The 23,127-nt window shown below is 66.9% G+C and carries 19 protein-coding genes and 1 pseudogene; 15 read left to right on the top strand and 5 right to left on the bottom strand.

The annotated features are described in order from the left end of the window. Positions 1-36 precede the first annotated feature (36 nt). The 3 genes from NA2_RS17265 to NA2_RS17255 all read left to right on the top strand — a co-directional run bounded on the left by NA2_RS17265 (position 37) and on the right by NA2_RS17255 (position 3,387). Positions 37-1,200, top strand: coding sequence for an osmoprotectant NAGGN system M42 family peptidase (locus NA2_RS17265; protein ID WP_008598350.1), 1,164 nt, complete (start codon positions 37-39; stop codon positions 1,198-1,200). A 172-nt stretch (positions 1,201-1,372) separates the two neighbouring features. Next, positions 1,373-2,161: an ABC transporter substrate-binding protein gene (locus NA2_RS17260; RefSeq protein WP_008598349.1), complete on the top strand. Its 789-nt coding sequence runs from the start codon at positions 1,373-1,375 to the stop codon at positions 2,159-2,161. Positions 2,162-2,247: 86 nt separating this feature from the next. Beyond that, positions 2,248-3,387 carry an aminotransferase class V-fold PLP-dependent enzyme gene (locus NA2_RS17255; RefSeq protein ID WP_008598347.1) on the top strand — a complete coding sequence of 380 codons (1,140 nt, stop codon included), beginning with the start codon at positions 2,248-2,250 and terminating at the stop codon, positions 3,385-3,387. A 16-nt stretch (positions 3,388-3,403) separates the two neighbouring features. On the opposite strand, the pseudogene NA2_RS17250 reads toward NA2_RS17255, so the two are convergent. Next, positions 3,404-4,860 (bottom strand): annotated as a pseudogene (locus tag NA2_RS17250) (aminotransferase class V-fold PLP-dependent enzyme). A gap of 111 nt (positions 4,861-4,971) precedes the next feature. On the opposite strand from NA2_RS17250, the gene NA2_RS17245 reads away from it, so the two are divergent. Continuing rightward, positions 4,972-5,433, top strand: coding sequence for an Lrp/AsnC family transcriptional regulator (locus NA2_RS17245; RefSeq protein WP_008598343.1), 462 nt, complete (start codon positions 4,972-4,974; stop codon positions 5,431-5,433). Between the two features lie 42 nt (positions 5,434-5,475). On the opposite strand, the gene NA2_RS17240 is transcribed toward NA2_RS17245, so the two are convergent. Together NA2_RS17240 and NA2_RS17235 are read right to left on the bottom strand one after the other, a co-directional pair. Then, complete coding sequence (locus NA2_RS17240; RefSeq protein WP_008598342.1) at positions 5,476-5,832, bottom strand: RidA family protein; 357 nt, start codon at positions 5,830-5,832, stop codon at positions 5,476-5,478. Between the two features lie 104 nt (positions 5,833-5,936). Beyond that, positions 5,937-7,052 (bottom strand): NAD(P)/FAD-dependent oxidoreductase, encoded by a 1,116-nt coding sequence (locus NA2_RS17235; RefSeq protein WP_008598341.1) that lies wholly within the window; start codon positions 7,050-7,052, stop codon positions 5,937-5,939. A 249-nt stretch (positions 7,053-7,301) separates the two neighbouring features. On the opposite strand from NA2_RS17235, the gene NA2_RS17230 reads away from it, so the two are divergent. Further along, positions 7,302-9,950: an ATP-binding protein gene (locus NA2_RS17230; protein ID WP_244423668.1), complete on the top strand. Its 2,649-nt coding sequence runs from the start codon at positions 7,302-7,304 to the stop codon at positions 9,948-9,950. Continuing rightward, complete coding sequence (locus NA2_RS17225; protein ID WP_008598339.1) at positions 9,947-11,170, top strand: response regulator; 1,224 nt, start codon at positions 9,947-9,949, stop codon at positions 11,168-11,170. Before NA2_RS17230 ends, NA2_RS17225 begins: the two co-directional genes overlap by 4 nt. Before the next feature lie 87 nt (positions 11,171-11,257). On the opposite strand, the gene NA2_RS17220 is transcribed toward NA2_RS17225, so the two are convergent. Beyond that, positions 11,258-11,695, bottom strand: a complete 438-nt coding sequence (locus NA2_RS17220) for a nucleoside deaminase (protein ID WP_040678388.1) — start codon at positions 11,693-11,695, stop codon at positions 11,258-11,260. A gap of 213 nt (positions 11,696-11,908) precedes the next feature. Here NA2_RS17220 and NA2_RS17215 point away from each other — a divergent pair, with 213 nt between their 5' ends. The 5 genes from NA2_RS17215 (at position 11,909) to NA2_RS17195 (ending at position 17,866) form a co-directional block, all read left to right on the top strand. Further along, positions 11,909-13,591 (top strand): pseudouridine synthase, encoded by a 1,683-nt coding sequence (locus NA2_RS17215; protein ID WP_008598337.1) that lies wholly within the window; start codon positions 11,909-11,911, stop codon positions 13,589-13,591. Between the two features lie 3 nt (positions 13,592-13,594). Next, on the top strand, positions 13,595-14,149 hold the full coding sequence (gene rsmD, locus NA2_RS17210; protein WP_008598336.1) for a 16S rRNA (guanine(966)-N(2))-methyltransferase RsmD: 555 nt from the start codon (positions 13,595-13,597) through the stop codon (positions 14,147-14,149). A gap of 105 nt (positions 14,150-14,254) precedes the next feature. Continuing rightward, on the top strand, positions 14,255-15,628 hold the full coding sequence (locus tag NA2_RS17205; protein WP_008598335.1) for a M16 family metallopeptidase: 1,374 nt from the start codon (positions 14,255-14,257) through the stop codon (positions 15,626-15,628). 32 nt (positions 15,629-15,660) lie between these two features. Then, positions 15,661-16,977: a M16 family metallopeptidase gene (locus NA2_RS17200; RefSeq protein ID WP_051011679.1), complete on the top strand. Its 1,317-nt coding sequence runs from the start codon at positions 15,661-15,663 to the stop codon at positions 16,975-16,977. A 7-nt stretch (positions 16,978-16,984) separates the two neighbouring features. Further along, positions 16,985-17,866 carry a patatin-like phospholipase family protein gene (locus NA2_RS17195; protein ID WP_008598333.1) on the top strand — a complete coding sequence of 294 codons (882 nt, stop codon included), beginning with the start codon at positions 16,985-16,987 and terminating at the stop codon, positions 17,864-17,866. 19 nt (positions 17,867-17,885) lie between these two features. Here the strand turns inward: NA2_RS17195 and NA2_RS17190 are convergent, their stop codons facing one another. Next, a complete protein-coding gene (locus NA2_RS17190) occupies positions 17,886-19,703 on the bottom strand; it encodes a monovalent cation:proton antiporter-2 (CPA2) family protein (protein ID WP_040678384.1) in 1,818 nt (605 codons plus the stop codon). A 131-nt stretch (positions 19,704-19,834) separates the two neighbouring features. Between NA2_RS17190 and NA2_RS17185 the strand changes: the two genes are divergently transcribed. From NA2_RS17185 to NA2_RS17170, 4 genes are all read left to right on the top strand, one after another. Further along, positions 19,835-21,181 (top strand): TldD/PmbA family protein, encoded by a 1,347-nt coding sequence (locus NA2_RS17185; RefSeq protein WP_008598329.1) that lies wholly within the window; start codon positions 19,835-19,837, stop codon positions 21,179-21,181. After that, positions 21,168-21,971, top strand: a complete 804-nt coding sequence (locus NA2_RS17180; RefSeq protein WP_040678353.1) for a 3'(2'),5'-bisphosphate nucleotidase CysQ — start codon at positions 21,168-21,170, stop codon at positions 21,969-21,971. The genes NA2_RS17185 and NA2_RS17180 overlap by 14 nt, the downstream gene beginning before the upstream one ends. 108 nt (positions 21,972-22,079) lie before the next feature. Then, a complete protein-coding gene (locus tag NA2_RS17175) occupies positions 22,080-22,328 on the top strand; it encodes a DUF4170 domain-containing protein (protein ID WP_040678350.1) in 249 nt (82 codons plus the stop codon). Positions 22,329-22,410: 82 nt separating this feature from the next. Beyond that, positions 22,411-23,127 (top strand): lysophospholipid acyltransferase family protein, encoded by a 717-nt coding sequence (locus tag NA2_RS17170; protein WP_008598325.1) that lies wholly within the window; start codon positions 22,411-22,413, stop codon positions 23,125-23,127.

The following is a 23,127-nucleotide window of genomic DNA, read 5'->3' as shown; positions in this document are numbered from 1 at the left end:
GCCTCTCTGTTCCTTTCACCTTCAAGGGGATCGCACGTGACGCGTCTGAAAATCGATGTCGATTATCTCACACGGCAGCTCAGGGAACTCCTGGCGATCGACAGCCCGACGGGCTACACCGACACCATCGTGCGCCATGTCGCCGAGGAACTGGAGCGTCTGGGGCTCGAGCCGGAACTGACCCGTCGCGGCGCGATCCGCGCCGTGCTGCGCGGCGGCCGCCGAGAGGGCGCCCGCGCCATCGTCACCCATCTCGATACGCTCGGGGCGCAGGTGAAGTTCATCAAGGAGAACGGCCGCCTGGAATTGGTTCCCATCGGGCACTGGTCGGCGCGGTTCGCCGAGGGCGCGCGCACGACGATCTACACGGAGAAGGGCAGCTACCGCGGGACGATCCTCTCCTTGAAGGCGTCCGGCCACACGTTCAACGACGATGTCGACACCCATCCGATCGGCTGGCAGCACATCGAGTTGCGCATCGACGCGCTGTGCTGGAACCGGGCCGAGACGCAGGCGCTGGGCATCGATGTCGGCGATTTCGTCGCCATCGACCCGCAGCCGGAATTCCTCGACAACGGCTTCATCGTCTCGCGCCATCTCGACGACAAGGCGGGCGTCGCCATCGCGTTGGCCACGCTGGAGGCGCTGCTGCGCCATGAGGTGACGCTGCCGGTCGACACCCACTGGCTGTTCACCATCGCCGAGGAGGTCGGCGTCGGCGCGGCCTCCATCGTCACACCCGAGATCGCCTCCATGGTCACCATCGACAACGGCACGACCGCCCCGGGACAGAACTCGACCGAATTCGGCGTCACCATCGCCATGGCCGATCAGGCCGGACCGTTCGACTACCACCTGACGAAGAAGCTGGTCGATCTGTGCCGCGAGGAGGACATCCGGTTCCAGAAGGACGTGTTTCGCTACTACCGCTCGGACTCCGCCTCCGCCATCGAGGCCGGCCATGACGTGCGCACGGCGCTGATCGCCTTCGGCATCGACGCCTCGCACGGCTACGAGCGCATTCATATCCACGCGCTTCGCTCGGTGGCGGAACTGGCGACCGCCTATGTCGCCAGCCCGGTCGAGATCAAGCGGGACATCGAGGAGGTGTCGGACATCGAGGGGTTCACCGAACAGCCGACCGAGGCGGCGGAGCAGCCGAAAAGGGTGCGGCACCTGCCGCCGCGCGCCGGCACCTGATTTCGGCTTTGCCGCGCCGGCAGTGTGGAACCCGCCCGGCCGCGCCGAAGATTTAAGCTTCAAGTATTCTGTTGATATCTCGCCTTCTATATGATCATGTGATCAAATCATAGAGCGCCCCGCTGATGCCGACGGGAACCGGCGTGCGGGCAGATCAGGGAGGACATCGATCATGACCATACGCATGCGTGCTTTCGCGGCGTTCGCCGCCGGCCTCGCCTTCGCATCCACCGCCTTCGCCGAGACGATCACGGTCGGCGCCTACCCGTCCAATCCCCCGTGGGAGTACAAGACCGAGACCGGCAGCTTCGAGGGCTTCGAGATCGAGGTCGCGCGGGATGTCGCCAAGCGTCTCGGCATGGACATCGAGTTCCAGGATCTGGGCTTCCAGGCCCTGTTCGCGGCCACCAGCTCCGGCCGCATCGATTTCGCCGTCTCGTCGATCTCGATCACCAATGAGCGGCTTCAGAACCAGTCCTTCACCCAGCCCTATTACGACAGCGACGGCACCATCGTCGGCCGAGAGGACTCGACGGTCACCACCCTCGAGGGTCTTGAGGGCAAGGCCATCGGCGTTGTCGCCGCCACCACGGGCGAGGCCTGGGCCAAGGAGAACGCGGAGAAATACGGCATTGCCGACATCCGCTCCTATTCCGCGCAGCAGGATCTGCTGATGGATGTGCGCGCCGGTCGCATCGAGGGCGGCGCCGGCGAGATCGCCGGTTTCCAGTACGCCATGACGCAGGTCGCCGGCCTCAAGCTTCTGGTGCGCATCCCGACGGGCGAGCGCTTCGCCATGATGACCCGCAAGGACCATCCCTTGCTCGAAAAGGTGAACGACGCCATCTCGGCGATGAAGGAAGACGGCACCATGGCCGCCATCCACAAGAAGTGGTTCGGCGTCGATCCGGACGCCGGGACAAGCACTGTCGAGAAAATGCCGATCCCGAAGCCGGAATAGGCCCGCTCAACGAGCACCGGGAGCTGTAGGAAGCAAGCGTCCGCCTGAACCGGGCGGACGCTTTTTCACGAATACGAGGACAGACCATGTCGCCGCAGGGCACGAACGACGCATCCGCCTATCTCCTGTATCATTCGATCGGCATGTATCCCGGCAAGGCGGAGGAAATGACTGCGGCCTTCGCCGAATTCTCCACCGGCTGGGGCGCCCACGACAATGCGCAATGGATGCGGGCGCTGACGCTTCGCCAGGAGTTCATCGACCGTTGGCGGGCGCTGATCAACGCACCCGCCGGGACGCTGACCACCAGCGAGAACGTCACCACGGCGCTGAACAGCCTGATCGGCGCCCTGCCGGAGGAGCATCTGAAGGGCCGCCGCCTGCTCATTGCCGGCGATTGCTTTCCGAGCATGCATTTCCTGCTGTCCGGCCTTGCGGCGCGCCACGGGTTCACGCTCGACACGGTGCCGCTGCGTCCGGGCGAGACCTGGGTGCGCGACGAGGATGTGATCGCCCGCTGGGGCGCGGATGTCGGTCTGGCCCTTCTGACCATGGTCACCTCCACGGCCTCGCACCGTTGCGACCTCGACACGCTGGTCGCGTACGGCCGGCGGATGGGCAGCATCATCGGCGTCGACATCACGCAGGCGGTCGGCCTGTTGCCCTACGACGTGATGCATCCGGTCGTCGATTTCTCGATCTCGACGAGCCTGAAATGGCTCTGCGCGACGCCCGGCGCCGGCATCCTGCATGTCGCGGAACCCTTGATCGCGGCCTGCCGCCCGGAACTGCGCGGCTGGTTCAGCCAGGCGGACATCTTTTCCTGGGACCTGGACAGGTTCGCTTTCGCCGACGACATCCGCCGTTTCGACAACGGCACGCCGTCGATCCTTGCCTGTGCCGGCTCGCTGCCGGCCCTGCGCTGGCATGCGAAGCAGGACATGGACGCCCTGCTGGCGCACAACCGGCGGCTCGGCGGCCAGATCATCGAGGCGGCCCGCGACCTGAAGCTGCGGATTGTCAGTCCGCTGGCCGAGGCCGAGCGCGGCGGCAGTGTGATGGTGGCGCTGCCGGAGGCCGTCAATCCGGGAGCTTTCGTCCAGAAGCTTGGCGACGGCCGGATCTTCGCCGATCACCGCGGCCAGACCCTGCGCCTGTCCCCCGGCTGCATGACAACGGAGGAAGGAATCGCCCGTCTCGCGGACGCGCTGCGCGCGGCCCTTTGAGGTTTGGCGAAGGCCTTCAAACCGCCAGCGCCAGGCCCTTGTGCCGGAACCGTGCGGTGGCGGGATCGAAATCATAGCTGCCCGCATGCTGCGCCGCGTCGCGCGCCAGGGCATCCACCGTCTCGATGATCATGTCCGCCTTGTCGTCGGTCATGAGATAGCTGAGATTGAGGCGCACCCAGCCCGGCTTCTCCATCTCGCGGCCGGCGCGAATGCTCTCCAGAAGCGCCGCCGAATGCGGCTCGTCGATATCGAGCAGCCGGTGCGCGTAAGGCCCGGCGCAGGCGCAGCCGCCACGCGCCTGGATGCCGTGCAGGTCGCTGAGCATCCGGGTGAAGAGCTGATGGTGCACGGCCGTGCCGTCGGCGCTGCGAACGCGGAACGAGAAGATCGGCAGCCGCGGCGCGCGCGGATTGCCGAGCAGTTGCAGGTTGGGGTTGCGCGACCAGACGGCCAGCGCGCGGTCGCGCAGCGCTGCATTGCGCCGGTCGATGAAATCCTGCCCGAGCGCTTCCTTGACCAGCAGGGCGAGGGCCGCGCGAATGTCGCCGATGACATTCGGCGTTCCCGCCTCCTCCCGCGCGCAGAGCGACTTCGAATAATCGTGCGCCCACGGGGAGACGAATGTGACCGAGCCTCCGCCGGGCATGGTCGGCAGGTTCGTGCGGGCAATGGCGTTGCGCAGGATCAGCACGCCCGAGGCGCCTGGGCCGCCGGGAAACTTGTGCGGGGAGAGCACCACCGCATCCTTCGCGCAGTCGCTGCCGGGCCGCATGTCGATGTCGAGATAGGGTGCGCCGCCCGCATAGTCCCAGATGGCCAGCGCGCCATGCGCCTTGAGCAGCCGCGTCACGGCGTCCGTATCGGTCGTGATGCCGGTCACGTTGGAGGCCGCCGAGAAGGTGCCGATCTTCAGGGCCGCGCCCTCATGGGCTTCCAGCGCCTTGGTCAGTGCGGCAAGGTCGGGGCCGCCGCATTCGGTCTCGGCGATGGCGACGATCTCCGCCCCGCTCTCGCGCAGGGCAGGATGTTGGAGTGATGCTCGTAGGGGCCCGTGAAAACCACGACGCGCTCGCCCCGCGCCACCGTTTCGGCGATCTGCAGGAGGCGCACCAGCTTGTTCAGGCCGGCGGTGGCGCCTGAACCGGCAAACACCACACTCATCGTCTCGTCGGCGCCGGCGACGCGGTGGATCTCGGCGCGCGCGGCCTCCCGCAGCCGTGTCGAGAAAGCCCCGCAATAGGAGGCTTCCGTATGGCTGTTGGCATAGTAGGGCAGGACCTGGTCGCGGATGAAATCCTCCACCTGCGCGAGCGCGCGGCCCGAAGCCACATAGTCGGCATAGATAAGCGGCCTGGTTCCGCACGGCCCCTCGATGACGGCGTTCTCGCCGATAAGACCGCCGCGCAGAAAGGCCGGCAGGTCTTCTCGTTGCAGGCCGTGAATGAAGTCCCTCAAAACCATACCGGTCATTGGCGTCGTTCCGCTTGCGCAATTCATTGATGAAAGGATCGCACACCTCATGACGATCATTTACACAAAAATCATTGCCAGAAACGCCATTCATCGTTCATATGATCGATAATGAGCGAAAAAACAGATCAGTTTGATAGAAGAATCCTGCGCGAACTGCAGCGCGATGCCGGCCTGTCGCAACGGGATCTGGCGGAGAAGGTGGGGTTGTCGCAGAATGCCTGCTGGCGCCGGCTGCGCGCGCTCGAGGAACGCGGCGTCATTCGCGGGCGCACCCTGGTGCTCGACCGCGACAAGCTCGGACTGGGGCTCACGGTCTTCGTGCTGGTCAAGACGCGGCATCATTCCGCGGTCTGGCTGCAAACCTTCCGGCAGCATGTCGCGGGCATTCCGGAGATCGTCGATTTCTTCCGCATCGGCGGCGAATACGACTACATGATGCGCATCGTCACCACTGACATGGCGAGCTACGATTCCGTCTACCAGCGCCTGATCCAGAAGGTCGAGCTGGAATCGGTCACGTCCTATTTCGCGATGGAAGCGATTGCCGAGCGGCGGCCTCTGCCCGTCTGAGGCAGGGGAACAGGGCCCGCAACACGCGCGGGCCCTGAAAAATCAGGCAGCGCCCTGGGCGGCGGTGATGATGATCTCGACCTTGTAATCCGGCGTGGCAAGGCGGGCTTCGCCCGTGGCGCGCGCCGGGGCGTTGCCGGCGGAGACCCAGCCGTCCCACACGGCGTTCATCTCGGCGAAGTCGTCCATCGAGGCCAGCCAGATCACGGCCTGGAGGATGCGCGACTTGTCGGAACCGCACTTCGCCAGCAGCGCGTCGATCTCGGCGAGCACCGCCTTGGTCTGCTCGGTCACGCTCTTGCCGGGCGCGCCGACCTGACCGGCCAGCCAGATGGTGCCATTGTGGATGACGGCCTGGCTCATGCGTGCGCCGGTGTCGATGCGGGTAATGTCGGACATGGGTTTTCCTCTTCGGTTTACGTTACAACGCCACGCGTCTTATGAGACGCGCACAGGACGCTGTAGCACTTTGAAAGATGCATGTTCGGGTCATTCAAATGAATTCACTCGAATGCGGCATGCATCAGGCGTTGCGGCGCGAGCGCCTGCACGACCGGATCCGCCAGCGTGGATGCGCGGCCGGCGCAAAGGTCCGCCGCCAGTGCGGATAGCGCCGGCGACGTCTGGACGCCATAGCCTCCCTGTCCTGCGAGCCAGAAAAATCCCTCGGCGTCGGGCGCGTAGCCGACCGCCGGGGTCCGGTCGGGGAAGAAGCTGCGCAGTCCCGCCCAGCTTCGCTCGATCCGCGTGACCGGCGTCGTCACCGCCTGCTCGAAGCGGTGCAGGCCCTCGGCCAGCACCATGTCGTCGGGCCATGCGTCGAACGGCTCGGACGGGTCCTCGTCCGCTGGCGAGATCATCAGTTTGCCGGCTTCCGGCTTGGCGTACCAGCCTTCCCCCGCGCAGGCGAACAGCGGCCAGGAGGAGACGTCATGCCCCTCCGGCGCGGGGAGGATGACGGCCGAACGCCGCATCGGCGTCAGGCCGAGCGGCTGCACTCCCGCCATCCGGGCCACCGCATCGGCCCAGGCGCCGGCGGCGTTGACGATCACGGGAGCCTCGAACACGCCCTGCGGTGTCTCCACGCGCCAGAGGCCGCCTTCGCGCGAGATGCGGTTGGCGCGCGCCTGGGTGACGATGCGTCCGCCCCCGTGGCGCAGCATCTTCGCAAATCCCTGCAGCAGCCGGTCGACATCGATGTCCTGCGCACCGGGTTCGATCGCCGCTGCGGCGATGGCATCGCGCCGCAGGATCGGCACCAGGCGCACGGCTTCGTCCGCATCGACCCGCTCCATGCCGACCGAGCCCTGCATCAGCGTCTCGATCGCCGCCGCGTGCTCGGGCATGGCCACGTAGAGCAGGCCGCGCGGCGTGAGGAGGCTGGTGTCGCTGATGCCCTCCGGTTCTCTGAAGACGGGTTCGGAAGCGGCGTTCAGCGCGCGCAGCGCGGCGTTGCCGTAGTTGCGGATATAGATTGCCGCCGACCGTCCGGTCGCGTGATAGCCGATGGCGTCTTCCGCCTCGAGAACGGTGACCTGCGCATCGGCTGCCATGCGTCCCGCTGCGCTGATGCCGGCGATGCCGCCGCCGATCACGATGATGTCCGACCTTCCGGTCATGCTTCCCCCGTCATGTTTGTGCCCTCCGGGCAAATTCCGATGCTACCCTTAGCCGGCCGCGCGGCAGAACGATAGGCGCAGGTCCCGCGACGCGATTGTGGCAATGGGCGCATGCGCCGCCGGCATAGGGCGCCGCGCATCGCAAGGCTGGTGTCCCGGCCGGCTTTGTGTGATCATTTGATGGGGAGCCCGGGAGGATCAGGTAAGAATGCGTGCAGCCCTCGCTTTGCCGGGAGCCGGTGCTTCGTCATGGAGCGCCGCCTAGTGGAAACGCCTCAATCGCCGGCGCTGCGATCCTATCATTCCTGGATCGCCAACGAGACGCTGGAGGATTACTCCCTGCGCTATGCGGCGCGCTCCTTCCGACGCTGGTCCCCCTTCGTCATCGCCAACACTGCGCTCGGCGGCATCTCCTTCCTGGCGCTCGAGGCCATCGGCGGGGCCATCACGCTGACCTACGGCTTCGCCAACGCCTTCCCGGCGGTGCTGATCACCTGCCTGTTCGTCTTCGTGACCAACCTGCCGATCGCCTATTATTCGAGCCGCTACAACATCGATATGGACCTTCTGACGCGCGGCGCCGGGTTCGGCTATATCGGCTCGACGATCACCTCGCTGATCTACGCCACCTTCACCTTCATCTTCTTCGCCCTTGAGGGGGCGATCATGGCGCAGGCGCTAAAACTGTTCGCCGACATCCCGCTGGTCCTCGGCTACATCATCTCCTCGCTGGTCATCATTCCGATCACCTTCATGGGCGTCACGATGATCAGCAAGCTGCAGATGCTGACCCAGCCGATCTGGATCGCCATGCTGCTCGCGCCGTTCGTCTACATCGCCGTCGGCCACCCGGATACGCTGCATCAGTGGGTGGCGTTCGCCGGCAGCGAGGCGAACGGACGCGGGTTCGACGTGCTCGCGCTCGGCTCGGCCATCGGCGTCCTGTTCGCCCTGTCGATCCAGATCGGCGAGCAGGTGGACTATCTGCGCTTCCTGCCCGACAAGACGCGGCGGAACCGCCTGCGTTGGTGGGCGGCGGTGATCGCGGCCGGGCCGGGCTGGATCATCGTCGGCGGCTTCAAGATCCTGTGCGGCAGCCTGCTGGCGGTGCTCGCCGTCTCCGCCGGCCTCTCGCCGTCGACGGCGCTTGAGCCGATCCACATGTACATCAAGGCCTACGAGTATGTCAGCGACGACCCGCGCACCGTCTTGGCGCTGGCGGCGATCTTCGTCCTCATCTCGCAGGTCAAGATCAACGTCACCAACGCCTATGCCGGTTCGCTCGCCTGGTCGAACTTCTTCTCGCGGGTCACCCATTATCATCCCGGCCGCGTGGTCTGGCTGGTCTTCAACATCCTGATCTCGCTGCTCCTGATGCTGCTCGGCATCTTCCAGACGCTGGAACTCGTCCTGGCGGTCTATTCGGTCATCGCGGCGGCCTGGATCGGCTCGATCTTCGCCGATCTCGCGATCCTCAAGCCGATGGGCGTCAGCCCGCCCTTCACCGAGTTCAAGCGCGCCTATCTGCACGATTTCAACCCGGTCGGTTGCGGCTCGATGGCGTTCGCCTCGCTGCTCGGCATAGTCTGTTTCACGGGCGGCCTCGGTGCTCTGGCGCAGGCCTATGCGGCGCCTATCGCCTTCGCCGCGGCGCTCGTCAGCGCCGTCGCCATCGGCGTCGCCACCCGGGGGCGGTACTATCTCGCCCGGCCGCGCGTGCCGCTCGCCGGAGCGCCGCAGGCGAACATCCGCTGCGAGATCTGCGGCCTCGACTACGAACGGCCGGACATGGTGCATTGCACCTTCTACGAGCGGCCGATCTGCTCGCTGTGCTGCAGCCTCGATTCCCACTGCCACGACGTGTGCAAGTCCTCGGGCACCGTGCTCGAGACTTCGCGGTCGCGCTATTTCGGACGGACGCTGCGCAGCAAGATCGCCCCGCATATGGGGCAGCGCCTGCTGAAGGTCGCCGGTGTCATGTTCTCCCTGGCGGTCATCACGGCGGCGGTGTTCCTGCTGACCTTCCGCCTGATCGAGCCTTCCGCGCTGGAACCACATCTGGACAGCGGTCCCCTGCTGCTGCGCGTTTTCCTGGCCATATTGCCGCTTCTGGCCATCGGCGCCTGGTGGATCGTGCTGTCGCAGGAGAGCCGCGAGCTCGCCGAGCGCGATCTCGTCGCCTCGCTGGAGAAACTGCGCAGGGCGCAGCAGGAACTGGCGAGCAACGAGCGTCTCGCCGCCATCGGCCAGATCACGGCCACGGTCAGCCACGAGCTGCGCAACCCGCTCGGCACGCTGGTCACCTCGGCCGATATCCTGCGCCGCTCGCTGAAGGATCCCGGCGAGCCGGCCCTGGGCGAGCTGGAACGGCTTCAGCGCAACGCCTGGCGCTGCGTGCGCATCATCGAGGACCTGCTCGACTTCTCGCGCAAGCACGCGCTGGTCTTCGCGCCCATCGCCATCGACCGCTGGGTCGAGCAGCAGATGAGCGAGCAGGACGAGGCGACCGCCCGGCTCGTTGCGCTCGATCTCACGGCCGGCTGCGACGTGCGGGCCGACAGCGAGCGGCTCAGGCAGGCCTTCTCGAACGTGCTGGCCAATGCCGTGCAGGCCTGCGAGGGCGGCGAGAAGGAGGCGCGGATCAGGCTGACGACGGAGCGCCGCCGCGATCTGGTCTTCCTGTCGGTCGCCGACAATGGCGCGGGCATGACCCGCGAGGTCGCGGAGCGGATTTTCGAGCCGCTGTTCAGCACCAAGGCGTTCGGCGTCGGCCTCGGCATGCCGCTCGTCAAGCGCATCCTCGAACAGCATGACGGCGACGTGCTGGTCGAAAGCCAAGCCGGGACGGGAACCACGGTCACGCTGGTGCTGCCCTGCGCCGGGGCGACACCCGCATGAAGGGCGAGGAGAACGACCTGCCCGCCGACGTGATCGGCGAGGGGCCGCCGCCGGAAGGCGAGGGCGAGACCGATCTGCACCGTGTCCTGATCGTCGACGACGACATGGATTTCGCGGCGAGCCTTGCCGGTCTGCTGCAGCTCGAAGGCTATGACGTCCACGTCGCCCATGAACCACACCAGGCCCTGACGGAGCTCGAGCGCCGGCGGCCGGAGGTCGCGCTGGTCGACGTGCGCCTCGGCACCGGCAACGGGGTCGATCTGGTGCGCGATTTTCGCCAGAGGAATCCCGATCTCGTCTGCGTCATGGTCACGGCCTACGCATCCATCGACACGGCGGTGGAGGCGCTGCAGGCCGGCGCCTACGATTATCTGTGCAAGCCCTTCCACAGCGAGGACCTGCTCGCCACGCTCAACCGCTGCTTCGAGCGCATCCGCCTGCTGGAGGAGAAGCGTCTCGCCGCCGAGCGCCTGGGCCAGAAGCAGCGCATGGAGGCCATGGGACAGCTGACAAGCGGCATCGCCCACGACTTCAACAATGTTCTCGCCGTCCTGTTGAGCAATCTGCGCTGGCTCGAGGAGCGCGTGGTCGACCGGCCGGACCTCGCCGAACTGGTGGCCGATGCGCTCGAGGCGACCAAGTCGGGATCCGATCTCACCGCGCGCCTGCTCAGTTTCGGCAGGCAGCGCGTCGATGAGGTGTCGGTGGTGTCGCTCGCCGAGGAGCTGCCGCCGCTGATGCGCATGCTGCGCCGCACGCTCGACGACGCCGTGTCGATCTCGCTGGACATGGCCGGGGACCTGCATCCCGTGCAGTTGCCGAGCGGCCAGCTCGAGACGAGCCTGCTCAATCTGGCGCTCAATGCGCGCGATGCCATGCCCGACGGCGGCAGTCTTCATTTCGATGCGCGCAACCTGTCCGTGAAGCCGGAGGATGCCCGCGTCGCTTCCGGCCTCCTGCCCGGCCCCTATGTGCTTCTTTCGGTGACCGATACGGGGCAGGGCATGCCGCTGGCGGTGCGTCGCCGGGCGCTTCAGCCCCTGTTCTCGACCAAGCCGCCGGGGCAGGGCAGCGGGCTCGGCCTTGCCATGGTCGATGGCTTTGTGCGGCAGGCGGGCGGGCGGCTGGGCATCGTGAGCACGCCCGGCAAGGGCACCTGCATCAACCTCTACCTGCCGGCATGCCAAACTGGCGTTTTGCAGTCCGGTGAAATCACTTGACGCCGCATAGACGCAGGAAGGCAAGGAGATCGAGCCGTTCAGCGTTTCAATCGTGGGAAACGAGTTTGGGGACTGGCTTGCGCCCGCTCAGTCGCCTTTTCGCTGCGCGCGGAAGAACGATCTGAGCAGACCCGACGCTTCCCTTTCGCCGATGCCGGTATAGACGTCCGGGGCATGGTGGCAGGTCGGCAGGCTGAAGAACCGGGCGCCATTGGTCACCGCGCCGCCCTTTTCATCCTCGGCGCCGAAATAGAGCCGCTTGATGCGCGCGAACGAGATCGCTCCCGCGCACATGGCGCAGGGTTCCAGCGTCACATAAAGATCGGAATCGACAAGCCGCTCCGCGCCGAGCGCGGCGCAGGCTTCGCGGATCGCCACGATTTCCGCGTGGGCGGTCGGGTCGTTGCGCTCCCGTGTGCGGTTTCCGGCCCGCGCGAGGATGATCCCGTCGCGCACGACGACCGCGCCGACGGGCACCTCGCCGCGTTCCGCGGCAAGGCGCGCCTGCTCGATGGCGGCATCCATGAAGGTGCCGTAATTTGCTTTCGCCTGATCGCTCAATCTTTTTGCTCGCAACTGGCGGACCGAATTGATACCTAGCCGCCTCTATAGCATTCGCCTTTGCGATCGAAACCAGAGCAGGCTCGATTTCGCGCGGCGCGATGGGTAGTTTAAGACATCCGGAGTGCCCGTTGCGCATCGAGAACGAGGCGCCGCGCTCCGCAGGCAAGGGCCGACATGACCAGCGACCGACCAAAGACCTCACCCGGTAAGGACACCGCGCACAGCCCGTCTGCCGACGCGGAAGACGGTGACAAGGGCGTCCGGGAGGGCGAGCGCATCGCCAAGCGCCTGGCGCGCGTCGGGCTTGCCTCGCGCCGCGACGCCGAGGCGATGATCCAGGACGGGCGCGTCACGGTCAACGGCAAGACCCTGACCACGCCGGCGCTGAACGTCACCGACGCCGACCGCATCGAGGTGGACGGCAAGCCCCTTCCGGCGGTGGAGCGGACGCGGCTGTTCCTGTTCCACAAGCCCGCTGGCCTGGTGACCACCAACCGCGATCCGGAAGGCCGCCAGACCATTTTCGACGTGCTGCCTGTCGGCCTTCCGCGCCTCATCACCATCGGTCGGCTCGACATCAACACCGAGGGCCTGCTCGTCCTGACAAACGATGGCGGCCTTGCCCGCACGCTCGAACTGCCCGCCACCGGCTGGTTGCGCCGCTACCGCGTCCGCGTTCACGGCAAGGTGGACACGGCGGCGCTGGAGGGACTGAAGGACGGCATCGCCGTCGATGGCGTGTTCTACGGCGCCATCGAGGCGACGCTCGACCGCGAGCAGGGATCGAATGCCTGGCTGACCGTCGGCCTGCGCGAGGGCAAGAACCGCGAGGTGAGAAACGTGCTCGGCGCGCTCGGCCTCGACGTGACGCGGCTGATCCGCCTGTCCTACGGCCCGTTCCAGCTCGGCGCGCTGGCCGAGGGCGAGGTGCAGGAGATCAAGGGCCGCACGCTGCGCGACCAGCTCGGCGAGCGGCTGATCGCCGAGGCAGGCGCGAATTTCGACGCGCCGATCGCCAAGCCTTTCTCCAACAAGCCGGTCCGCGCCGAAAGGAAGGCACCCGCCGGCGAGAGCGGCGACGCCCGCGCGCCGCGCGAACGCGGCGGTGAAGGCTTCGTCAGGAACCGCAAGCGGGACCGCGAGGACCATCGCGAGGAAATGCGTGGCCGTCTCCAGACACGCCCGGGTGGCCGGCGCGACGAGGACGAGCGGCGCGACGCCGGCGCGCGAAACAATCGCGGCGCCCATGTATGGATGGCGCCCGGCGCCAGGCCGCAGGGCAAGCGCAAGGCGGAAGCCGAAGTGGAAGACAAGCCGGCCGGAAAGCCGCGGTCACAGGGTCGTCCGGAGCGTTCGGCAAAGCCCCGTTCCGAACGCCCCTTCGGCAAGGGGAGGCCGGAAGAGGGCGGCGAGGCCCGCGGTAAATCCTTCGCCAAGCGCGCGCCGGGTGCGGCCCGCCGCGATGGCGACAGGCCCGCGAGGGAGGGCAGGCCGGAGCGTGGCGAACGCGATCGCTTTTCCAAGGGCGACAAGCCGTATTCAGCGCGTCCGCACGGCAAGGACAGGCCGCGCGGCGATGGAGAGCGTCCCCGCTCCGATGCGCCGCGGGGCGATCGCAAACCCGGCGGCGCCCGGCCCGATGGAAGGCCCGATGCAAGGTCTGAGGGCCGGCCCGGTGGCAAGTTCGGTTCGAAGCCAGCCGGCAAGAGCTTCGGCAAGCCGGGCGCGAAATCCTTTGGAAAGCCGGGCGGCAAGCCGGGGGGCAAACCCGGCGGCAAGTTCGAGGCCCGGCCAGGCGGTAAACCCGGCGGCAAACCCGGCGGCGGCCGTCCGGGCAAGCCGGCAAAGGGGCGCTAGCCGGTGCGGGTCGTCGGCGGCGCGTTCCGGGGCCGGGCGCTGGCCGCGCCCCGCACGGACGACATCCGTCCCACCACGGACCGGACGCGCGAGGCCCTGTTCAACATTCTGGAGCATCGTTTCGCCGAGCGGCTCGCCGGCGCGCGCGTGCTCGACCTGTTCGCCGGCACCGGCGCACTGGGGATCGAGGCGCTGTCGCGCGGCGCGTCCTTCGCCCTGTTCGTCGAGGAAGCCGCCGCCGCGCGCGGGTTGATCCGCACCAATGTCGAGACCCTGTCCCTGCAGGGACGCAGCAAGATCTTCCGCCGCGACGCCACCAGGCTCGGCGAGGTCGGCACGATGCTGCCGTTCGATCTTGTCCTGGCGGATCCGCCCTACGGCAAGGGCTTCGGCGAAGAGGCGCTCGCCGCCGCGCTCGCCGGCGGGTGGCTCTCGCCCGGCGCGCTGGTCATGGTGGAGGAGGCGGCGGCCACGCCGTTCCAGCCGCCCGCCGGCTTCACGCTGATCGAGCGACGCACCTACGGCACCTCCTGCGCAAGCTTTGCGCTCCGCGCCTGAGTTTGGTCACTTTTGGGACGATAGCTTCCGGCCAATAGCTTCCGCTTGTCATGCGCGCATGTCATGGTGCGCAGGCTGCTCAACCCAACCATACGGGATTGCTTCATGAACCATTCATTCGCGGTTGTCGCGCGCCGGGCGGCACTCGCCGGTTTCCTCTCTCTGGCGGGCGCATCGGTTGCGCTGGCCGCCGAGGCGGGCGGTGACAGCGCCGTCTCGAACTTCACGCTCGGGAACGGCCTCGATGTCGTGGTCATCCCCGATCACCGCGCGCCGGTCGTCACCCACATGCTGTGGTACAAGGTCGGCAGCGCCGACGAGGAACCCGGAAAATCGGGCATCGCGCATTTCTTCGAGCACCTGATGTTCAAGGGCACGAGCACCTATCCCTCGGGCGAGTTCTCGCAGGCCATCGCCGCCGTCGGCGGCAACGAGAACGCGTTCACCTCCTATGATTTCACCGCCTATTATCAGCAGGTCGCCCCTGATGAACTGGGCGACATGATGCGTTTCGAGGCCGACCGGATGCGCAATCTGGTGCTCTCGCAGGAGAATATCGAGACCGAGCGTCAGGTGGTGCTCGAGGAGCGCCGGCAGAGGACCGACAATGTGCCCGGTTCGATCCTCTCCGAGGAACTGAACGCCACGCTCTACCAGAACCACCCCTATGGCATTCCCGTGATCGGCTGGCAGCGCGAGATCGAGGGGCTGACCCATGACGATCTGAAAGCCTTCTACGACCGCTACTACACCCCGAACAACGCCGTTCTGGTGGTTGCCGGCGATGTGGAGGCGGACGCCGTTCGCAAGCTCGCCGAGGAAACCTACGGCACGCTGGCGCGCGGTCCGGATCTCGCCCCGCGCGCCCGGCCCATGGAGCCGGACCAGAAGACCGCGCGCACCGTCACCTTCAGCGATCCCCGGGTCAGCGTCCCGAGCCTTTCCATAAACTGGTTCACGCCCTCGCACCGCACGGCCGACGAGGGCGAGTTCGAAGCGATCGCCATCCTGTCCCAGGTGCTGGGCGAGGGGCTGCGCAGCCGTCTCTATCAGGAACTGGTCGTCAAGCAGGGGATCGCCGCCAGCGCCGGCAGCTATCTCCAGGGCAACGCCTATGACTATTCGGCGCTCGGCGTCTACGGCGAGCCGCGCGGCGATGCCGATCTGGCGAAGGTCGAAGCGGCCCTGATCGCGGAGATCGACCGCATCAAGGCCGATGGCATCACCGCCAAGGAACTGGAAGCGGCACGGACGAAGATCCTGCGCGACCAGGTCTTCCTGCGCGACAGCCAGGTGCGCAGCGCCAACCTGTTCGGCGCGACGCTGGCGACCGGCGGTTCGGTCGAGGACATCACCGGGCTTCCCGAGCGGCTTGCCGCCGTCACCGCCGAGCAGGTGCAGGCGGCCGCCCGGCGCTATCTGGATCTCTCGCGCGCGGTCAGGGGTTACCTCCTGCCCGCCGAGGAGAAGCGCTCATGAACCCCAACGCATTCGCACCGGCAGGAGTTTTCATGCGCGGTTTCTTCCGTCTTGGGGCGCTGGTCGCCCTGATCGTCGTTCTTGCCCTGCCGGCCCGCGCGGCCGTCGAGATCCAGGACGTCACCTCGCAGAAGGGCGTGACCGCCTGGCTGGTTGAGGATCATTCCCTGCCCATCATCACCTTCCAGTTCTCTTTCAAGGGCGGTGCGGTGCAGGACCCCGAGGGCAAGGAGGGCACGGCCAACCTGATGTCGGGCCTGTTCGACGAGGGCGCCGGCGACCTGACATTTGACGTCTTCCAGGAACGGCTCGAGGAACTCGGTGCCGAAATGTCCTTCCGCGCCAACTCGGACACGATTTCCGGCCAGATCCGCATGCTGGCGGAAAACAGCGACGCCGTGCTCGATCTCCTGCGCCTGGCGGTGACGAGCCCCCGTTTCGACGCCGATCCCGTCGAACGCATCCGCGCGCAGATCGCCGTGCAGATCCGTTCCGACGAACGCGACCCGAACAAGCAGGGATACCGCGCGATGGAGCAGGCGGTCTATGGCGACCATCCCTATGCGCGGCCCGACGAAGGCACGCTCGAAAGCCTGGCCGGCATCACGCCGGACGATCTCAGGGCATTTCATGCCCGCGTCTTCGCGCGCTCCAACCTCACCATCGGCGTGGTGGGAGCCATCGATGCCGGGACCCTTGGCACGGTGCTCGACAAGGTCTTCGGCGACCTGCCAGAGGAGGCGCAGCTCACCCCGGTGGAACACATCGAGCCGAAACTCGACCAGGAAGTGCGCATCGACTACCCGCTGCCCCAATCGACGCTCCAGCTCGTCTATCCGGGCATCGAGCGCGACGATCCGGACTTCTTCGCCGCCTATCTGATGAACCAGATTCTCGGCGGCGGCACCTTCTCCTCGCGCCTCTTCCACGAGGTGCGGGAGAAGCGCGGCCTCGCCTATGGGGCGACGTCCTATCTCAGCAGCCGCGACTACGCGCAGACGCTGATGATCCACACCGCGACGCGGGCGGAACAGGTGGATACCGCCCTTTCTGTGATCGAGGACGTGGTGGCCGGAATGCGCGACGATGGCCCCACTCCGAAAGATCTGGACGAGGCGAAGACCTATGTCATCGGTGCCTATCCGATCAACAATCTGGATTCCTCGACCGCCATCGCGCGCACGCTCGTCGGCCTCCAGCAGGACGATCTCGGCATCGACTACATCCAGCGCCGGGCGGAATTGATCAACGCCGTCACGCTGGACGATGTCAAAAGGGTCGGTCAGCGCCTTTTGAGCGCCCCGCCGGCTTTGCTGGTGATCGGGCCGGCGGGCGGAAACGGAGGGTAACGGCGCCATGTCCGGGGCGGGAGAAATCGGCAGGCCGGCGACCGGTACGGGCAGCGGCCCGACCTTCGCCGTCGCCCTTGGCGGCGGTGGCGCGCGAGGGCTGGCGCATATCCACGTCATCGAGGTGCTGGACGAACTCGGCATCCGCCCGACGGTGATCGCCGGTTCGTCGATCGGCGCGCTGATGGGGGCGGGGTTCGCCGCCGGCATCAGCGGCAAGGACATCCATGCCCATGCGCGCGCCATCCTGGGCAGCCGCGCCGAAGTGGCCAGCCGCCTCTGGAAGGCGCGGCCGGGCAATTTCTCGGAGATGGTCGAAGGCGGTTTCCGCTTCGGCCAGTTCAATGCCGAGCGCATCATCAAGACCTTCCTGCCGGCGGCCGTGCCGGAAACGTTCGAGGAACTGAAAATTCCGCTGCGTGTCACCGCGACAGATTATTACGGCCATGAGCTTGCGGTGCTCGACCGGGGGCCGCTCTGCCAGGCGCTGGCCGCCTCGGCCGCGATCCCGGCCGTGTTCCGCCCCGTCGAGCGCAACGGCCGCACGCTGATCGACGGCGGCATCTACAATCCCGTCCCCTTCGACCTGATCGAGGGGGAGGCCGACATCGTCATCGCCGTCGATGTCGTCGGCGCGCCCGCCGACACCGGCGGCAAGCCGCCGACCTCGATCGAGCTGATGTTCGGTTCGAGCCAGTTGATGATGCAGTCGATCATCGCCATGAAACTCTCGCAGAAGCGCCCCGATATCCTGATCCGACCGGCGGTCTCGCGCTTCCGTGTTCTCGATTTCATGAAGATCGACGCCATTCTCGGCGAGACCGCCGCCATCCGCGACGAGCTGAAGCGGGCGGTGGATGACGCCGTGGCCCGGTTCGAGCGCGCGTAGCGGTTTCCTGTGAGGGGCTTCAGTTCCCCGCCGATTCCACGGCCTCTTGATCCGCTTCCTGGTCGAGACGCCGCGCCTCCCGCGTCGGCTTGATCAGCGGTTCCGGCGTCACCGGGCGCACATGCATCTTGTCGTTGCCGGCATACATGCCCTCGACCGACTGGATGGCCAGCCTTTCCTCGTCGCGCCGCCGCACATCCGCGACGATCTCGCGGGCGATCTCCTCGCTGGAACCGAGCGCCTGGAGCGTCCGGCAGCCGAACGTCAGCGCCGATTCGGCGGTCTCGCGGATTTCGTATTCCACGTCGCGGTCGCGCAGCGACAGCGTATGTGCCCGGTCGTAGGACCGCACATAGAGCCGCACATGCGGAAACTCGTCGCGGATCAGGTTCACGATGCGGTCGGTGGTCGCCACGCCGTTGGTGCAGATGGCGACGAGCTTCGCCCGGCGGATGCCGGCGGCTTCCAGCACGTCCTTGCGCCGCCCGTCGCCGAAATAGATGCGGAAGCCGAAACGGCCCGCCGCCCGCACCCGGTCGGCCGAATGGTCGATGATGGTCACGTCGGTTCCCCCCGACAGCAGCACCTGCGAGACGATCTGCCCGAAGCGCGAGAAGCCGATCATCATCACGTCGGAGCCGGCGCCGTCGAAATCCTCGTCCATCTCGTCCTCCGCTTCGCTGCGCATCAGCATCTCGCCGAGCCGCACGGAGAGCGGCGTCAGCGCCATGGAGACGGTCACGATAGCGATCAGCAACGATGCCGTGGCGGAAGGGAAGATGAAGGCCGAGGCGGCGGCGGTGAACAGCACGAACCCGAACTCGCCGCCCTGTGGCAGCAGGGCCGCGACGCGCACGGCGTCGTTGTGCTCGCTGCCGAAGACGCGGCAGATCGCATAGAGGATCAGCGCCTTGACGAGCATCAGGATCGGCACGGCGATGAGGATGAGCATCCAGTTCTCGACGATGATGCCGAGGTCGAGCGACAGGCCGATGGCCATGAAGAACAGGCCGAGCAGGAGGCCGCGGAACGGCTCGATATCGGCTTCCAGCTCGTGGCGGAAGGAGGATTCGGCCAGCAGCACGCCGGCGATGAATGCGCCGAGCGCCATCGACAGTCCGGCGATCTGCATCAGCGTCGCCGACCCAAGCACCACGAGAAGCGCGGCGGCGATCATCACCTCCTTGGCGCCGGTATTGGCGATGATGCGGAACAGCGGATTGAGCAGGTAGCGGCCGGCGATGATCAGCCCCGCCACGCTGGCGAGCGCCAGGAGGAACCGCTCGCCGCTGATCGCGTCGGCCCCTTCGCCGCCGGGCGACAGCAATGGGATCAGCGCCAGCAGGGGGGCGATCGCCAGATCCTGGAACAGGAGCACGGAGAACGCGGTCTGCCCGTGTTGCCGGTTGAGGGCGCCCTGGGATTCGAGCGTCTGCACGGCGAACGCCGTGGACGACAGGGCAAGGCCGAAACCGATGACGAACGCCGCGCCATAGGAAAGGCCAGCCAGCGCCACGCCGATCAGGGCCAGTGCCGCGCCGGTCACGACGACCTGCAGGAGGCCCAGACCAAAAATGCTCCGGCGCATCGCCCAGAGCCTCGCCGGTTTAAGCTCCAGGCCGATGATGAACAGCAGGAAGACCACGCCGAGCTCGGCCACATGCAGGAGCTCGCGGCCGTCGACGATCAGCCGCGCCACCGGGCCGATGGCGATGCCCGCGGCGAGATAGCCGAGGATCGTGCCCAGCCCGATCCGCTTGAACAGCGGCGCCGCGATCACCGCGCCTGCGAGAAGAAGCAGGGGTTCATAATAGAGTGGCGCAGCCTCGACAGCCATCGGCGTCCCGTTCGTCATTCGTTGAAAACCACCTGCACCATTGCACATATGGCGGGTGAATCATAAATGGAAGCGAGCCAGAACACTGGCGGCGCTTCATGCGCGCCGATTTTCTCCAGCCAGGGATAGCGATGACGGTGAGTTCTCAGAAGCAGCATCTGGTCGACCGCGTGGCCGCCCTGGTCGAGGCGGCGCGGAAGGCCGGCGCGGATGCGGCTGATGCCGTCGTGGTGCGCGCCCGCTCGAAAAGCATATCCGTGCGCCTCGGCAAGGTCGAGGGCACCGAGGCTTCCGAAAGCGATGACATGTCGCTGCGGGTTTTCGTCGGGCGTCGGGTCGCAAGCGTCTCCGCCCCGGCCAATGCCGATCCCGCGCCGCTGGCCGAGCGCGCCGTCGCCATGGCCCGTGTCTCGCCGGAAGACCCCTATCAGGGACTGGCGGACCCGGCGCGGCTGGCGGAACGGGTGGCCGATCTGGATCTCTTCGACGACACCGAGGTGTCCGCCGACCGGTTGCGGGATGACGCGCTGGCCGCCGAGGAAGCCGCGCTTGCGGTGGCGGGCGTGAGCAACTCCTCGGGCAGCGGCGCCAGCGCCGGTTCGGGCGGTCTCGTTCTCGCCACGTCGGGCGGCTTTGTCGGCCAGTATGAAGCGACGCGCTTCTCGCGCTCCGTCAGCGTGATTGCCGGCGAGGGAACCGGTATGGAGCGCGATTATGATTTCTCGTCGCGCCTGCATTTCGCCGACCTCGATGCGCCGGCGGAGATCGGCAGGCGGGCGGGCGAACGCGCCGTGCGGCGGCTCAACGCGCGCAAGGTCGATACCGGGCAGTTTCCCGTCGTCTACGATCCGCGCGTCGCGCGCGGCATCGTCGGGCATCTGGCCTCGGCCATCAACGGCGCCTCGGTGGCGCGCAAGTCGAGCTTCCTGCGCGAGATGATGGGCCGCAGGATCGCGGCCGAGGGCATCACGGTGACGGACGATCCGACCCGCAGGCGCGGCCAGTCCTCGCGCCCCTTCGACGGTGAGGGTGTGGCGGGCGCACCCTTGACCATGGTCGAGGACGGCGTGCTGAAGCACTGGTTCCTGTCCACTTCCGTGGCGCGTCAGCTCGGCCTTCCGGACACAAACGGGCGCGGGGTGCGGGCCGCCTCCTCCGTTTCGCCATCGTCCACCAATCTGGCGCTTGAACCCGGCGAGACCACGCCCGAAGCGCTGATCGGTTCAATCAGGTCGGGTTTCTACGTGACCGAGGTGTTCGGCCAGGGCGTCGATCTCGTCACCGGTGAATACAGCCGCGGCGCGGCCGGGTTCTGGATCGAGGACGGCCGGCTTTCCTATCCCGTGGCCGAGGTGACGGTGGCTTCCAATCTGAAGGACATGTTCCTGCGGATGACGCCGGCGAACGACCTCGACCGCAATTTCGGCACTGCCGCGCCGACCCTCATGATCGAGGGCATGACGCTTGCCGGAAAATGATGCGGTGCAGGCCACGTTCGAGGACGACCTCGCCCTGATCGCCGATGCGGCGCGGGAGGCGGGCCGCATCGCGCTCGAATATTATCGTCGCGACCCCGAAGTCTGGTGGAAGGCCGGCAAGTCGCCGGTAAGCGAGGCCGATCTGGCCGTCGACCGCTTCCTGCGCAAGATGCTGCTGGCGGCGCGCCCGGCCTATGGCTGGCTTTCGGAGGAAACGGCGGCGTCGCCTGAGCGTCTGTCGGCGCGGCGCGTTTTCATCGTCGATCCGATCGACGGAACGCGCGCCTTCATTGATGGCCGGCCGGTCTGGTGCGTCAGCATCGCGGTCGTCGAGCGTGGTCGCAGTGTCGCGGGCGTCCTCGATTGCCCGGCGCTTGAAGAGGTCTATACCGCCTCGCGCGGCGCGGGCGCTTTCATGAACGGTCGGCGCATCGAGGTGAAGACGCCGGATGGTGAACTCGTCATCGCCGGTCCGAAGGCGATGATCGAACGGCTGCCGGAGGCGACCGCCTCGACGGTGAAACCGCATGGCTACGTGCCGTCGCTTGCCTACCGTATCGCCATGGTGGCGCATGGTGCGCTCGACGCCACCTTCGTCAAGCCGAACGCCCATGACTGGGACATCGCCGCCGCCGATCTCATCCTCGAGGAGGCCGGCGGCAGGATCCTCGACCAGCAAGGCGCGTCGCCGCTTTATGCCGGGGCCGACCCGCGGCACGGCGCGCTGGCGGCCGGTAGCGGGGGCCTGCTCGCGGAAATGGTGGACGTGATCGCGGATACGGACCGTTGAGAAGCCTGTGCGGCGACCTCTAAATGGTTTCAATGTCGCGGAAATTCCTCTACACGGGCGTGTAGCGATTTGCCAAACGCAACAGTTTTACTGCAAACGGGCTTGATCATGGCCGAAGAGAAACAGAATTCGCAGCTTCTTCACCTGGTGATCGGTGGCGAGCTGTCGTCCCTGACCGGCGTCACCTTCCGGGATCTGGATGCGGTCGACATCGTCGGCGTTTTCCCGGATTACAAGTCCGCCGAGAAAGCCTGGCGGGCGAAGGCGCAGGAGACGGTGGACAACGCGCATATGCGCTATTTCATCGTTCACCTGCACCGCCTGCTGGATCCCGGTGCCGAGCAGGTTCAGGGATAGCGAAGGTCCACGCATGGGAAACAAGGCGACCGCGCCGTCGCATACCGTCAGCGTTGAGCGGAGAAAGTCCGGTGTGCGCCCCATGAAGGGGTTATGGCGCCGCATCCGCAAGCCGCTCGCCAGGTCGCGCTTCGTCAAGCAGGCCCTGGCGACGATCATGGCTGGCGCGATCCGCCTCATCGACCGCACCAATCCGCGCGTTTCCGGCTCCGACGATCTGGAAGCCGCCATCGCCGACTATTCGCCGGCCATCGCCGCGCTGTGGCACGGCCAGCACCTGATGGGACCGGCGATCAATCCGCGCAAGCACCGCATCGTCGCGCTGTTCTCGCGCAGCGCCGATGCCGAGCTGAACGCGCTTGTCGCCGAGAAGCTCGGTTTCGGCATCGTGCGCGGCTCGGGCGGCCGCAAGGGCGAGCGCGACAGCCGCAAAGGCGGAGCCTCGGCGCTGATTGCCTTGAAAAAGACCATCGACGGTGGCTGCAATGTCGCCATGATCGCGGACATTCCACACGGCACCCCACGAGAGGCGGGCCTCGGCATCGTCACGCTGGCCCGGATTTCCGGCCGGCCCATCGTTCCCGTGGCCATCGCCACGAGCCGGCGCAAGGTTCTCGAGAGGACCTGGGACAAGACGACCATCAACCTGCCCTTCGGCCGCAGCGCGGTCGTCCTCGGCGAACCGATCCACGTGGAAGCCGACGCCGACGAGACCGTCATGGAGGAGAAGCGCCAGCAGGTGACCGCGTCCCTGAACGAGGCGACGCGGAAGGCCTATCTCCTCGTCGACGGCCATTGA

Source organism: Nitratireductor pacificus pht-3B (genome assembly GCF_000300335.1).
GTDB classification, from domain to species: Bacteria; Pseudomonadota; Alphaproteobacteria; order Rhizobiales; family Rhizobiaceae; genus Nitratireductor; species Nitratireductor pacificus.
The sequence above is the reverse complement of the archived record's forward strand: the minus strand, read 5'-3'. Positions and strand labels throughout refer to the sequence as shown.

Coding starts and splice junctions, on each gene's coding strand:
- NA2_RS17205 (WP_008598335.1), top strand. CDS start 14,255: ATGAACCATTCATTCGCGGTTGTCGCGCGCCGGGCGGCACTCGCCGGT.
- NA2_RS17215 (WP_008598337.1), top strand. CDS start 11,909: ATGACCAGCGACCGACCAAAGACCTCACCCGGTAAGGACACCGCGCAC.
- NA2_RS17190 (WP_040678384.1), bottom strand. CDS start 19,703: ATGGCTGTCGAGGCTGCGCCACTCTATTATGAACCCCTGCTTCTTCTC.
- NA2_RS17170 (WP_008598325.1), top strand. CDS start 22,411: ATGAAGGGGTTATGGCGCCGCATCCGCAAGCCGCTCGCCAGGTCGCGC.
- NA2_RS17235 (WP_008598341.1), bottom strand. CDS start 7,052: ATGACCGGAAGGTCGGACATCATCGTGATCGGCGGCGGCATCGCCGGC.
- NA2_RS17195 (WP_008598333.1), top strand. CDS start 16,985: ATGTCCGGGGCGGGAGAAATCGGCAGGCCGGCGACCGGTACGGGCAGC.
- NA2_RS17240 (WP_008598342.1), bottom strand. CDS start 5,832: ATGTCCGACATTACCCGCATCGACACCGGCGCACGCATGAGCCAGGCC.
- NA2_RS17245 (WP_008598343.1), top strand. CDS start 4,972: ATGAGCGAAAAAACAGATCAGTTTGATAGAAGAATCCTGCGCGAACTG.
- NA2_RS17225 (WP_008598339.1), top strand. CDS start 9,947: ATGAAGGGCGAGGAGAACGACCTGCCCGCCGACGTGATCGGCGAGGGG.
- NA2_RS17230 (WP_244423668.1), top strand. CDS start 7,302: ATGGAGCGCCGCCTAGTGGAAACGCCTCAATCGCCGGCGCTGCGATCC.
- NA2_RS17220 (WP_040678388.1), bottom strand. CDS start 11,695: ATGGATGCCGCCATCGAGCAGGCGCGCCTTGCCGCGGAACGCGGCGAG.
- NA2_RS17260 (WP_008598349.1), top strand. CDS start 1,373: ATGACCATACGCATGCGTGCTTTCGCGGCGTTCGCCGCCGGCCTCGCC.
- NA2_RS17200 (WP_051011679.1), top strand. CDS start 15,661: ATGCGCGGTTTCTTCCGTCTTGGGGCGCTGGTCGCCCTGATCGTCGTT.
- NA2_RS17185 (WP_008598329.1), top strand. CDS start 19,835: ATGACGGTGAGTTCTCAGAAGCAGCATCTGGTCGACCGCGTGGCCGCC.
- NA2_RS17175 (WP_040678350.1), top strand. CDS start 22,080: ATGGCCGAAGAGAAACAGAATTCGCAGCTTCTTCACCTGGTGATCGGT.
- NA2_RS17255 (WP_008598347.1), top strand. CDS start 2,248: ATGTCGCCGCAGGGCACGAACGACGCATCCGCCTATCTCCTGTATCAT.